Annotated in this window: 5 protein-coding genes; 4 read left to right on the forward strand and 1 reads right to left on the reverse strand. The window is 71.0% G+C overall.

Going from position 1 to position 13483, the window contains the following annotated elements; translation table 11 throughout:
* The first annotated feature begins 81 nt into the window (after positions 1-81).
* The 4 genes from ACMA1D_RS05190 (at position 82) to ACMA1D_RS05205 (ending at position 11749) form a co-directional block, all read left to right on the forward strand.
* Positions 82-6987: an SDR family NAD(P)-dependent oxidoreductase gene (locus ACMA1D_RS05190; RefSeq protein WP_414722665.1), complete on the forward strand. Its 6906-nt coding sequence runs from the start codon at positions 82-84 to the stop codon at positions 6985-6987.
* A gap of 123 nt (positions 6988-7110) precedes the next feature.
* The gene (locus ACMA1D_RS05195) at positions 7111-8547 is read left to right on the forward strand and encodes a class I adenylate-forming enzyme family protein (RefSeq protein WP_414722666.1); all 1437 of its coding nucleotides are present in this window, start codon (positions 7111-7113) and stop codon (positions 8545-8547) included.
* Entirely contained in the window at positions 8544-9575 is a 1032-nt protein-coding gene (locus ACMA1D_RS05200) for an ACP S-malonyltransferase (protein WP_414722667.1), read from the forward strand. Before ACMA1D_RS05195 ends, ACMA1D_RS05200 begins: the two co-directional genes overlap by 4 nt.
* 545 nt (positions 9576-10120) lie before the next feature.
* Entirely contained in the window at positions 10121-11749 is a 1629-nt protein-coding gene (locus tag ACMA1D_RS05205) for a flavin monoamine oxidase family protein (RefSeq protein WP_414722668.1), read from the forward strand.
* A gap of 541 nt (positions 11750-12290) precedes the next feature.
* On the opposite strand, the gene ACMA1D_RS05210 is transcribed toward ACMA1D_RS05205, so the two are convergent.
* Positions 12291-12974: a helix-turn-helix transcriptional regulator gene (locus ACMA1D_RS05210; RefSeq protein WP_414722669.1), complete on the reverse strand. Its 684-nt coding sequence runs from the start codon at positions 12972-12974 to the stop codon at positions 12291-12293.
* Between the last annotated feature and the right edge of the window lie 509 nt (positions 12975-13483).

Raw genomic sequence — 13483 nt, forward strand, 5'->3', positions numbered from 1 at the left:
GCGGGCGGGCGCCCCACGCCGCAGCCGAGGCCGGCGCGGCCCACAGCTTTGACGCACGGTTTTACCCAAGGCAGGAGTTAGGTGAGCACCATGTTGAACGGGTCCAGTGACTCGGGAGATTCCATCGCGCAGGCTGGACCTGGCCGTGACGAGAGCCCTGAACCGCCCTCACTCGGTCCGGACTTCCACGAGCTGCCGGACTTTGAACAGCGCAGGGTTCTGTTCGACCTGGTACGCGCACACGTCGCCGCGGCGCTGCGGTCCGATTCACCGCGCGCGCTCGACGCGGAGAGCTCGTTCCTCGACCTGGGACTGGACTCGCTCGCGGCGGTCAACCTGCACCGAGGACTGGTCGCCGCCACCGGGCTCAGCCTTGAGGTGTCACTCGCCTTCGAGTACCCGACGCCCAGCCAGCTCGTGGACCACCTCCACCGGAAGATCTTCCCCGTGGCCACGGACGACACCGCTCCCGCGCGTGCCGTCGTGGGCTCGGACGACCCCATCGCGATCGTCGGGATGAGCTGCCGTTTCCCCGGCGGCATCAACAGCCCCGAGGACCTGTGGAAGGTCGTTTCCGAGGGCGTGGACGCCATCACGCCGTTCCCCACCGACCGTGGCTGGGACCTGGAGGCGCTCTACAGCCCGGACCCGGACCGCCCCGGCACCAGCTACGCGACCGAGGGCGGGTTCATCCACGACGTGGCCGGGTTCGACGCGGAGTTCTTCGGCATATCGCCGCGCGAGGCGCTCGCCATGGACCCGCAGCAGCGGCTGCTCCTTGAGACGAGCTGGGAGGTCTTCGAGCGGGCCGGAATCGATGTGACCGAGCTGCGGGGGAGCCGCACCGCGGTCTTCACCGGCGCTGAGCACCACGACTACGGGCCCCACCTCCAGAGCACCAAGAACGGCCTTGAGGGCTACGCGCTGACCGGCATCGCGGGCAGCGTCGCCTCCGGGCGCATCTCCTACGCCTTCGGCTTCGAGGGCCCGGCGCTGACGGTGGACACGGCGTGTTCGTCGTCGCTGGTCTCCCTGCACCAGGCGGCGCACTCGCTGCGCCAGGGAGAGTGCGATCTGGCGCTCGCCACCGGCGTCGCCACCATGCCGACCCCGGGTGACTTCATCCTCTTCAGCCGCCAGCGCGGGCTCTCCTCCAACGGGCGCTGCAAGGCGTTCGGCGCCGAGGCCGACGGCACGTCATGGGCCGAGGGCGTCGGCGTCCTCCTGGTGGAGCGGCTCTCCGACGCCCGGCGCAACGGCCACGAGGTGCTGGCCATCGTGCGCGGCTCCGCCGTCAACCAGGACGGCGCCAGCAACGGTCTGACGGCCCCCAACGGGCGCTCCCAGCAGCGCGTCATCCGGCAGGCGCTGGCCAACGCCGAGCTGACAGCGGACCAGGTCGACGTGATCGAGGCGCACGGCACCGGGACCTCGCTCGGCGACCCCATCGAGGCGCAGGCGCTGATCGCCACCTACGGCGAGAGCCGCCCGGAGGGGCAGCCGGTGTGGCTGGGCTCCCTCAAGTCGAACATCGGCCACACCCAGGCGGCTGCCGGTGTGGGCGCCGTCATCAAGATGGTGATGGCCATGCACCACGGCATCCTGCCCAAGACGCTGCACGTGGAGGTGCCGACCCCGCACGTGGACTGGGCGTCGGGCGGTGTGGCGCTCCTAGCCGAGCAGCGCGCCTGGCCGGAGACCGGGCGGCCGTTCCGGGCCGGTATCTCCTCGTTCGGCATGAGCGGCACCAACGCGCACGCCATCATCGAACAGGCCCCGCCCCAGGAGCCGGCTCCCACTACGGAGGCCGACGCCGACGCTGACGCGGACACGGCCGCCCAGCCCGTGTCCTGGCTGGTGTCCGCCAGGAGCGAGGAGGCGCTGCGGGCGCAGGCCGCGCGACTGCGCGAGCACGTGGTGCGCCACCCCGACGCGCAGCCGGTCGACGTCGGATGGTCGTCCGCCGTGACACGAGCCGCGCTCGAACACCGCGGCGTGGTGGTGGCGGACGACCGTGAGGGGCTGCTGCGCGGCCTCGCGGCGCTCGCCGAGGGGACCGACGCGCCGGGCCTGGCGCAGGGCAGGTCCACGGCGCAGCGGGTGGCGTTCCTGTTCACCGGCCAGGGTGCCCAGCGGCTGGGCATGGGCCGTGAACTCTACGACACCTACCCGCTCTTCGCCGACGTGTTCGACGAGGCGTGCGACTACCTGGAGGTGCGCCTCGGGGCCTCCGTGCTCGACGTGGTCTTCGGCCCCGAGGACGACGACGCCGCGACCGCTGACGAGCTCAACCAGACGATGTTCACCCAGGCCGGACTGTTCGCCTTCGAGGTGGCCCTGTTCCGCCTGCTGGAGTCCTGGGGCGTGCGCCCCGACTTCCTGATGGGGCACTCGGTGGGCGAGATCGCCGCGGCCCACGTCGCCGGGGTGCTGACCCTGGAGGACGCGTGCGCCCTGGTGGCGGCCCGCGGACGGCTGATGCAGGAACTGCCGGAGGGCGGCGCCATGGTGGCCGTCCAGGCGTCGGAGCAGGAGGTGGCCCAGAGCCTGGAGGGCCGCGCGGACCAGGTGTCGCTGGCGGCGCTCAACGGCCCCACCTCGGTGGTGCTCTCCGGCGACGAGGACGCGGTCCTCGAAGTCGCCGGCCACTGGGAGGCCCAGGGCCGCAAGACCAAGCGGCTGCGGGTCAGCCACGCGTTCCACTCCCCCCGGATGGACGCCATGCTGGCGGAGTTCGGCCAGATCGCCGCCTGCCTGCCGTACGCGGCCCCGGCCATCCCGGTCATCTCCAACGTCACCGGCGATGTCGCGGGCGCCGAACTGGCCACCCCGGAGTACTGGGTCCGCCACGTGCGGGAAGCGGTCCGCTTCGACGACGGTATGCGCCGCCTCGCCGACCTGGGTGTGACCACGTGCGTGGAACTCGGCCCCGACGCCGTGCTGACCGCGATGGGCCAGGACTGCCTGGACGCCGTCGACGCCGACGTGGCCTTCGTACCGCTGGCCCGCTCCGGGCGCGCCGAGGCCCAGACGCTGGCGGAGGCGGTCGCCACCCTGTACGCGAACGGCGTCGGCGTGGACTGGGACGCCGTGTACTCCGGGCGCGGCGCACGCCGCGTCGCCCTGCCGACCTACGCCTTCCAGCACAAGCGGTACTGGCTTGAGTCGGGCGGCGCCGTGGCCGGCGACGCCCGGAGCGTCGGCCTCGGCCGGGTGGACCACCCGCTGCTCGGCGGCCTCACCGAACTCGCCGAGGGCGACCGTACGGTGCTGACCGGACGCCTGTCGCTACAGACCCACCCGTGGCTCGCCGACCACGCCGTGGCCGGCGGAGTGCTCTTCCCCGGCACCGGATTCGTGGAGCTCGGCCTGCTCGCCGGCGTCGAAACCGGGGCGGGACGGCTCGGCGAACTCACCCTCGAAACCCCGCTCCTCCTGCCGGAGCAGGGCGGTGTCCGCGTCCAGCTCGTGGTCGGCCCCGTCGACGAGTCCGGCATCCGGCCGCTGGGCGTGTACTCGCGCTCCGACAGCGACGAGCCGGGGGAGGAGTGGGTGCGGCATGCCCAGGGCGTCCTTGAGGCGGACAGCGGCGCAGCGGACACCGACAGCCTGTTGCAGTGGCCCGTCCCGGGCGCCGAGCAGGTGCCGATGGAGGGCTTCTACGCGGGCCTGGCCCAGATCGGTTACGGATACGGGCCGGTCTTCCAGGGCCTGGAGGCGGTCTGGCGGCTGGACGGCGACGTCTACGCCGAGGTGGCGCTGCCGGACTCGGCCGCCCAGGAAGCCGGACGGTTCGGCCTGCACCCCGCCCTGCTCGACGCCGCCCTGCACGCCATGGAGATGGGCGACTTCGGCGGCGAGAGCGGACGCGTGACCCTGCCGTTCTCCTTCACCGGGGTGACCCTGCACGCGGTGGGCGCCGGACGGGTGCGGGTGCGGCTGCGCCCGCAGGGCAAGGACACGGTCGCCCTGCTGGTCACCGACGCCACGGGTGCGCCCGTCGCCTCGGTGGAGTCGCTGGTGGTACGGGAGGTGGCGGCCGAGCGGTTCGCGTCCGGGCCGCGCTCCACCGGCGGCGACGGAACGCTCTTCCGGGCCAACTGGGATGTGCTCGCCACCGCCCGCGGCGGCGACCAGAGCGCGGGCGAGGTGTCCACGGCCGTGGTCGGCGCCGACCGGGCGCGGGTGGCCGAACTGCTCACCGCCTCCGGTGTCGAGCACGCCGAGTACACCGGAGTGGACGCGCTCGTCTCCGCCCTCGACGAGGGCGCCGAGGCGCCCGACGTGGTCTGGGCCTGGTGCGGTGCGGACCCGGACGTCGACGATCTCGCTGACGCCGCCCGGAAGGCAACCCACCGGGCGCTGACCCTGGTGCAGTCCTGGCTCGCCGAGGACCGGTTCGACGGTTCCCGGCTGGTCTTGGTGACCCGCGACGCGGTCGCCGCGGGGCCGGGCGAGTCCGTCGCCGGACTGTCCGACGCCGCCGTGTGGGGGCTGATGCGCTCGGCGGCCACGGAGAACCCGGGCCGGCTGCTGCTGGTGGACCTCGACCGCCACGCCGAGTCGGCCAGCGCGGCTGCCGGTGTGGTGACGACCGCTATCGCGGCGGGCGAGCGCGAGGTGGCGGTCCGTGTCGGCCAGGGGCTGGTCCCCAGGCTCGCGAGGGACGCCTCCGGGCGGGTGCTCGAAGCCCCCGCCGGCACCTCGGCGTGGAAGCTCGGCACCACGGGCGGCGGCACCCTGGACAGCCTCTCGCTGCTGCCCGACCCCGAGGCGGAGGCGCCGCTGGCCCCCGGACACGTCCGGATCGCGGTGCGTGCCGCAGGTCTGAACTTCCGTGACGCGCTGATCGCCATCGGCATGTACCCCGACGATCACGCCACCATGGGCGGCGAGGGCGCCGGTGTGGTCCTGGAGGTCGGCCCGGGCGTGACCGACCTGGCACCCGGCGACCGGGTCATGGGCATGATCAACGCATCGTTCGGGCCCATCGCGGTCGCGGAGCGGCGACAGATCGTCCCCCTGCCGCAGGGCTGGACGTTCGCCCAGGGCGCCTCGGTGCCGGTGGTCTTCCTGACGGCCTACCTCGGTCTGGTCGAACTCGGCAAACTGCGGGCGGGCGAGTCCATCCTCGTGCACGCCGCCACCGGTGGTGTGGGCATGGCGGCCGTGCAACTCGCACGCCACCTCGGGGCCGAGGTCTACGCCACGGCCAGCCCCGGCAAGTGGGACACCCTGCGGGCGATGGGATTCGACGAGAAGCACATCTCCTCCTCCCGCGACCTGGACTTCGAGCCGCGCTTCATGGAGGCGACCGGCGGCCGGGGCGTGGACATGGTGCTGGACGCGCTCGCCCGCGAGTTCGTCGACGCCTCACTGCGGCTGCTGCCCAGGGGCGGCCGGTTCCTGGAGATGGGCAAGATCGACGTGCGCGACCCCGAGGTCGTCGCCGCGGACCACCCCGGGGTGGAGTACCAGGCGTACGACCTGGTCATCACCGACTTCGACCGGATCCAGCGGATGCTGGTCGAACTGGTCGAGCTCTTCAACCGCGGTGTGCTGAGCCCGCTTCCGGTGACGGCGTGGGACGTGCGGCGGGCCCCGGACGCGGTGCGGTACATCAGCCAGGCCCGGCACATCGGCAAGAACGTGTTCACCATGCCCCGGACCCTCGACCCCGAGGGCACGGCACTGGTGACCGGCGGCACCGGCGGCCTGGGCCGCGAGGTGGCGCGCCACCTGGTGGCCGAGCGCGGCGTGCGCAACCTGGTGCTGGTCTCCCGGCGCGGGCCGGACGCGGAGGGCGCCGCCGACCTCGCGGCCGAACTGACCGAGGCGGGCGCGTCGGTGACACTGGCGGCCTGTGACGTGGCCGACCGTGCCTCGCTGGAGCGGGTGCTGTCCGACATACCCGCCGACCACCCGCTGACCGCGGTCGTGCACGCGGCGGGCGTACTCGACGACGGCGTCATCGACACCCTGTCTCCGAAGCGGATCGACGCGGTCTTCGAGCCGAAGGTCGACGCGGCGTGGAACCTGCACGAGCTGACCCGGGAGACGGACCTGGCGGAGTTCGTGATGTTCTCCTCCGTCGCCGGCGTGTTCGGCAGCCCGGGGCAGGGCAACTACGCCGCCGCCAACTCGTTCCTGGACGCGCTCGCCGCACATCGGCGCGCCCTCGGCCTCCCGGCGGTCTCACTGGCCTGGGGCCCGTGGGAGCAGGCCGGTGGCATGACCGGCACCCTCAGCCAGGCGGACATGGTGCGCATGGCGCGCGAGGGCATGGCGCCCCTGTCCATGGCGGGCGGTCTGCGTCTGCTGGACGCCGGCGCCGGGAGCGAGGACGCCCTGCTCGTACCGATGCGGCTGGAGACCTCAGCGCTCAGCGGCGGTCAGACCGACATCCCCGCTCTGCTGCGCGGTGTGGTCCGGGTCCGGAGCAAGGCGGCGGCCGGCGGGAAGGCGACCGCCCCCGAGTCGGCCAAGGTACGGCTGGCCGGTCTGGCCGGAGCCGAACTTGAGCGGGCGCTGCTCGACCTGGTCCGCGGCAGCGCGGCGATGGTGCTGGGGCACAGCGGTGCCCAGTCGATCGAGCCCGACCGTTCCTTCCAGAACCTCGGCTTCGACTCGCTGGCGGGCGTGGAGTTCCGCAACCGGCTGAACTCGGCCACCGGGCTCCGCCTCCCCTCCACGCTGATCTTCGACAACCCCACGCCCGCGGCGCTCGCCGAGTACCTGCGCGGCCGGGTGGCGACGGACGGCCCGGCCGAGCCGGACGTCGACCCGGAAGAGGCCAAGATCCGCGCCCTTCTGACGTCGATCCCGCTGGAGCGGCTGCGCCGCGCGGGTCTGCTCGACACGCTCACCGAGCTGGCGAGCGGCAAGGAGCCGACCGAGAAGGACACCGAAGAGCAGGAGACGGACTCCATCGACGCGATGGACGACGACGACCTGATCGACATGATGCTCGGCGACCTCGACACCTGACGAGCCGCGGGTCCCCCCGGAGACCTCCGGGGGGACCCGCGGTACCGGCCCACGGCTCGCGAAGGGTCGCCGTCGTGGGGCCCACCCCAAGAGACTGCAAGAAGAAAGGCTCAGTGAAACCCGATGACCGCAAAGGTCTTTGCGACGGAAGCGGTGCATTCGCTTCCCGAGTTCGAGCAGCGGGCCCTGACCATCGCCGAAGCACTGCGCGAGCGCGGGGTCGGTAACGGCACCCGGGTCATGCTGAAGGCCGGCAACTCCGCCGGCTTCGTCGGGGTCCTCCTCGCTCTGATGCACACCGGCGCGTCGATCGTCATGGTCGACCACCAGGAACGGCCGGACGCCACCCAGCGCATCTGCGACCTGGCCGGGATCAAGGTCTGCGTGGTCGACGACGACACGCCGATGCCCGCGAACAGCCCGGCCCAGGTCACCGTCTACGAGCTGCTCGCGGCGTCCATGGACTACACCCCCGCCGAGCCGCGGCTGTCCGTCGACACCTGGTGCGAGCTGCCCGACGGGCTGATCATGTGGTCCTCCGGCTCCACCGGGGAGCCCAAGGGCGTCGTCAAGACCGGCGCGAAGTTCCTGAAGAACCTGGAGCGCAACGCCCAGCAGGTGGGCCATCGCCCCGATGACGTCCTGCTGCCGCTGCTGCCCTTCTCCCACCAGTACGGGCTGTCCATGGTGCTCATCGCCTGGCTGGTCAAGTGCTCGCTGGTCATCGCGCCCTACCGGCGGCTGGACCGGGCGATGACCATGGCGGGCATCTGCAAGGCCACGGTGGTCGACGCCACCCCCGCCAGCTACCGCAGCATGCTCAACATGATCGGCCGCAAGCCCGCCCTGGCGGACGAACTGTCCGGCGTCCGGATGTTCTGTAGCGGGGCGGCCCCGCTGGAACCCGGCCTGGTCGCCGACTACGTCGATCGGTTCGGGCTGCCCCTGCTGGACAGCTACGGCAGCACCGAGGCCGGGAACGTGGCCTTCGCGACCGAGGACAACGCGGTCGCCTGCGGGCGGGCCGTCGAGGGCCTGAAGCTGCGGATCGTCGACGACGAGGGCGCCGTCCTCACCACCGGCGAGGTCGGGGAGATCCAGGTCCACTCGCCCGACCTGATGGAGGGCTACCTGGCGGAGGACGGCACGCTCGCCCCCGTCGACCCCGCCAAGACCGACTGGTACCCCACCGGCGACTTCGGCTATCTGGACGGCGGGGAGAACCTCATCGTCCTCGGCCGGAAGTCCGCGGCGCACCGCAACGGCCACACGCTCTACCCCGAGATCATCGAGCACAAGCTGGCCGCGGCGGGCTGCCTCGTCAAGATCATCCCGGTCCCCGACGAACAGCGCGGCTGCCAGCTCTTCTTCTTCGTGGAGGACGAGCAGCAGCGCGAGCCGCGGTTCTGGCGGGAGCCGATCACCTCCCTGCTGCCCGACGCCGAGCACCCCAACCGCATTCACGTCCTGGAGCGATTCCCCCTGAACCGCAACGGCAAGCCCGACAAACGACAGCTTGAGCAGTTGGCTCTCGACCTAGCGCCGCGAGCGAAGGCATGACCGAGCCGCAGATCACTGAGCCGCAGGCCGCCGAGGCACAGGCCGCCGAGGAGCGGACCGCCGCTCAGGAGACCAGCCGTACGGCGATGGTCTTCCCCGGGATGGGGCCCTTCCGCTTCACCGATGTGGGCGAGTTCCTGCTGACCAACCCCCATGCCCGGCGCCGGCTCGCGATCGCCGACGAGGTGGTGGGGTACTCCGTGTTCGACCGGTACCGCCAGTCGGACGCCGAGGAGGAGGCGCAGTACGCCGCGCACACCCAGATCGCCTTCCTGACGATCTGTCTCGCCCTCGCCGACTGGGCGGAGGAGACGCTGGGGGAGCGGCCCGAGCTGTGCGCCGGACCGAGCTTCGGCCAGCGGGCCGCGGTGACCTACGCGGGGTCCCTGCCGTTCGAGGAGACCGTGCGACTCACCGCCGAGCTGGCGCGCTGCGAGGAGGAGTACTTCCGGCAGGAGCACCAGGAGGCGGTCACGCACTGCGTGATCCACACCCCCGAGGAACTGCTCCAGGAGGCGCTGGCCGAACTGGACGCCGAGGGGGAGTGGCACGACGTCTCCGGCTACATCGACCGGGGCTTCTACCTCGTGTCCCTGCGCGAGCCCGTGCTCGACCGGTTCAAGAAGCGGATCGGCGAGCTGGGGGGATACAACATGTACACCATGTGGCCGCCCGTGCACGCCCCGGCGTTCGGCGCCCTGCGCCGCAAGGCGGAGGAGGTCCTTGCCACCTTCGAGGTGACCGACCCCAAGCTGCCGGTCGTCGCCGACCAGAACGGCGAGCTGCTGACCGGCGCGGACGGTGTGCGCACCATGCTGCTCGACACCTTCGACCACCCGATCCGCTGGCCGGACATGGTGGAGACGATGCGGGAGCAAGGCATCACCAGGGTCTGCATCGCGGGTCCGGACAACCTGTTCGGCCGGGTGAACCGTACGGTGGACAACTTCGAGGTAGTGGCCATCGACGCCCGAAAGGCGATGCGTCCGCGGGTCCGGCAGAGGAGCGCCCGCCGGGCGAGGCGGTGATGGTGGGCGCTGCCCCGGGCAGCGCCCACCGTGTCATCGTCGTGCAGCAGCGCGTTCAGCCACCCAACTACCGCAAGCAGCCTTCCGCGTTCGTGGCACACCCTTGTCGGGACCTCGACGTGGTCTGCTGCTCGCGGTCCTCAGTGAACAGCCGCCGTACGTCCTGCCGTTCGGCGCTGGTCAACTCAACTCCTCGGGCCACCGCGCTCCGCGTACGCGATCCGCACCTGGGCGCCACTGGCCTGTGCGGGTGCGGGGCGGACAGATGGGCCACGGCGGGGGCGCAGGCTGGTCGGGGCCGGGCGGCCGTGACCGGCAATTCCCTAGAGTTCTCTGTCCTCGCTGGTCCGTGCCCTGCATGGCGTGCTGGGCTATGGACGCCCACCCACCACAGGGAGAAGCCATGTGTGATGCGCGAGGTCCGGGTTTGATACCACGACGAAGGGCCGGTCGGCCCGAAGCGGGTCCCGGCGTGACGAGGGGATAGGTCCAACATGCTCCTCACTGACCTCCACGGGAATGGCCCGTCGAGCTCTCGAATCACCATGCTCGGACCCGACTTTCCCTTCTCCTACGACGATTGGCTGCGCCACCCCGCGGGCCTGGGCGCCGTCCCGGCCGACGCTCTGGGAACCGAGGTCGCGATCGTCGGCGGCGGGATGGCCGGGTTGGTCGCCGCGTACGAACTGATGCGGATGGGACTGCGTCCGGTCCTCCACGAGGCGGAGCGCCTGGGCGGCCGGATGCGCTCCGTCGGCTTCGACGGGTTTCCGGACGAGGTGGCCGAGCTGGGGGCCATGCGGTTCCCGACCTCGGCCGCCGCGCTGTTCCACTACGTCCGCATGTTGGGCCTGCGCACCACGCCGTTCGCCAACCCGCTCAGCCCCTCCACCCCCATGACGGTGTTGGACATCGGCGGCGTCAGCCACTGGGCCCGGACCGAGGCCGATCTGCCGCCCGTCTACCGGGAGGTCGCCGACGCCTGGGACAAGACGTTGCGCGAGCACGCCGACGTCTGGGTCATGCAGGAGGCGATCCGTACCCGGGACACGGCCACGATCAAGGCGGTATGGAACCGCCTCGTGCCGCTCCTTGACGACCAGTCCTTCTACGGCTTCCTCAGTTCCGCGCCCGCCTTCGCCTCCTTCCGGCTCCGTGAGCTCTTCGGACAGGTCGGCTTCGGCACCGGCGGCTGGGACACCGACTTCCCCAACTCGATGCTGGAGATCCTCCGCGTCGTCTACACCGAGGCCGACGTCGACCAGCAGACCATCGAGGGAGGCTGCGAACAGGTACCGCTGGGCCTGTGGCGGCACGCCCCCGAGGACCTCGCGCACTGGCCGGCCGGTACGTCGCTGGCCACGCTGCACGACGACCGGCCGCGGCCCGCCGTCACCGCCCTGCGGCGTGCGGGGGAACGCATCGAGGTCACCGACGCCGACGGCCGGACGCACGGCTACCGTGCGGTGGTCTTCACCGGACAGCACCGGCTGTTGAACAGCCGGGTCGCCTGCGACGACGCGCTGCTGCCCGGGCCGGTCCGGTCGGCGATCGAGCGCACCCACTACATGGGTTCCTCCAAACTGTTCGTGCTCACCGACCGGCCGTTCTGGCTGGACGTCGACGCCGCGACCGGGCGGGACGTGATGGGCATGACGCTCACCGACAGGCTGCCGCGTTCGGTGTACCTGTTCGGCCGGGGGCCCGACCGACCCGGAGTGATGTGCCTGTCCTACACCTGGAACGACGACTCGCAGCGGGTCGCCGCGCTGTCCGCCGAGGAGCGGTTGGAGGTCGTCCTGCGCTCGCTCGACGAGATCTATCCGGGCGTGGACATCCGGTCGCACATCATCGCGCCGCCGGTGGCCGTCAGTTGGGAGAACGAACCCTGGTTCACCGGAGCCTTCAAGGCCAACCTGCCGGGCCACTACCGCTACCAGCGCCGCCTGTTCACCCACTTCATGCAGGGTGAGCTGGCTGAGCAGCAGCGGGGGCTCTTCCTGGCCGGCGACGACATCTCCTGGACCGGCGGCTTCGCGGAGGGCGCGGTCACCACGGCGCTGAACGCCGTGTGGGGCGTCGTACGCCATCTCGGCGGCGGCTGCCATCCGGTCAACCCGGGGCCGGGGGACGTGTTCGCCGAGCTCGCGCCCCTGGAACTGGACGAGTTCTGACCCGGGAGCACCACGAAGAAGCGGTCCCGTGTGCACCCGGCACACCGGACCGCCGCTTCGTGCCCGGCGGGCACTTTCCCCCTCCAGGAACGCGCCGCTGACGTGCTGCGCGTCCTGGACGATCGCGGCGCGCGTGCCGCCGGCTCTTCACGCCAAGGCCGCATGCACTAAGGCGAACCCTAGAATCTGCCTGGCCCAATGCTTTTCACGAGGTCGCGACGCACCCCGCCTTTTGGGAAACGACCAAATATCGCGCCGAGGACGAAACAACTATTGCGCTTGCCCAGGTCTTCCTCCTTAATAGGTTCGACCAGCCCGAAGCGACGGGACGTGCATGCCCGGGATCCTGGATCGGCACAGGCGGCGGTGGACTGGCCGGTCCTGAAGAGACGGAGGAATGCATGATGAGCGCGGAACTGGTGGAAATCCGAAAACCCTTGACGAAGCTGCGAGATCGGCGGCCACCGCCGCTGAGCGGGCCGCCCGGCACCGCGGCGGCGGCCCGCCGGGAGCGGAAATCGGGCGGCCCGCTCTTCGGCGGTCACTTCACGAAGTCGGGCAGTACCCGGGGCGGCCAACTGCCAACCGTGAAGACGCCCATCGCGTAGGCGCGGGAGACCAGCGTGGCACGGTTGGGCGCCTTGAACCGGCGCAGCATCAGGCCCACGTGGTACTCGACGCCCTGCCGGCTCAGGTACAGGCGCGAGGCCAACTGGACGGTCGATGCGCCGGTGGCGACCCCCTCCAGGATGCGGGCGTCGAGAGGCGTGAGGAGCGGCTTCGACTTCGCTTCCGGGGCCGCCTCGGACAAGTCGTCGTCGGGGGTCATCAGGACGACGACACCCGAGAACGCCTCTCCCTCTCCCTGAATGGCGATGCCTGTCATCTCGGTCGTGAAGACCCGGTCATGACCGCGTTTCGCGACGACCTTCTCCACGAATGTTCCGCCGTGGCCGTCCGAAAGGTGGCTAAAATGCTTGGGCAGGACCTCGCGGGCGCTCGGGTGCAGTACGTCGTAGATGCTCTGCCCACAGACCTCCCGCGAGGGACGCGCGACATGACGGAAGAAGTCGGAATTCGCTGCTTCGATGTTGAGCTCGGCATCGAGGCTCGCCATGCAGGTGAAGGGACGCGGCCCGTTGGTCCGGCGGTTTCGGTGAACAGCGTTTTGTGCGGGCATGGGAAGGCCGCCGGCCATGGTCGTTCGGTCGGTGTTCTGGAGCATGAAAGCCTCTCCCGAGTATTTCGGTTGAACTATTTGCAGCGGGGTCAGTGCTGCAAACCAGTGCAAGGGTCGGATGCGCTATTGCCGTGCCGCTGGCGGTGATATCAGGGTTGGCTCACTTCGGGGGTCGGTGAGTTCCCTGACCGCAGCGGAAAGACTGCGATGCCCCTGCGAGCGGGCGGCCACGCACTGAATCTGCGTACGCGTCGCAGGACGTCATCGAGTTGACCGGCACCACGAGCGCGCGTGCTGCACGCTGGCCCGGCGTCAGGCGCCGGCCAGCGGGAGCCGTCGGGGAGTGGCAGGTCGAGCGGCAAGTGGCGCCGCTTCGGCAGATCCACTCCCGTGTCGACGGTCGGGCCGCCCTGTCCCCAACATCTGCGCCGCCGTGGTGGCTGGTCTTCATGATCAGAAAGGTAGGGACCGGAATGAGCCACCACTAGAGATATAGGGTCAGAGCTGTTGCCTAAATGGGCATATCTTCCTGGTCACGAAGGCTCCGGCTGACT

This window comes from Streptomyces sp. 796.1 (assembly GCF_047525675.1).
GTDB lineage: Bacteria > Actinomycetota > Actinomycetes > Streptomycetales > Streptomycetaceae > Streptomyces.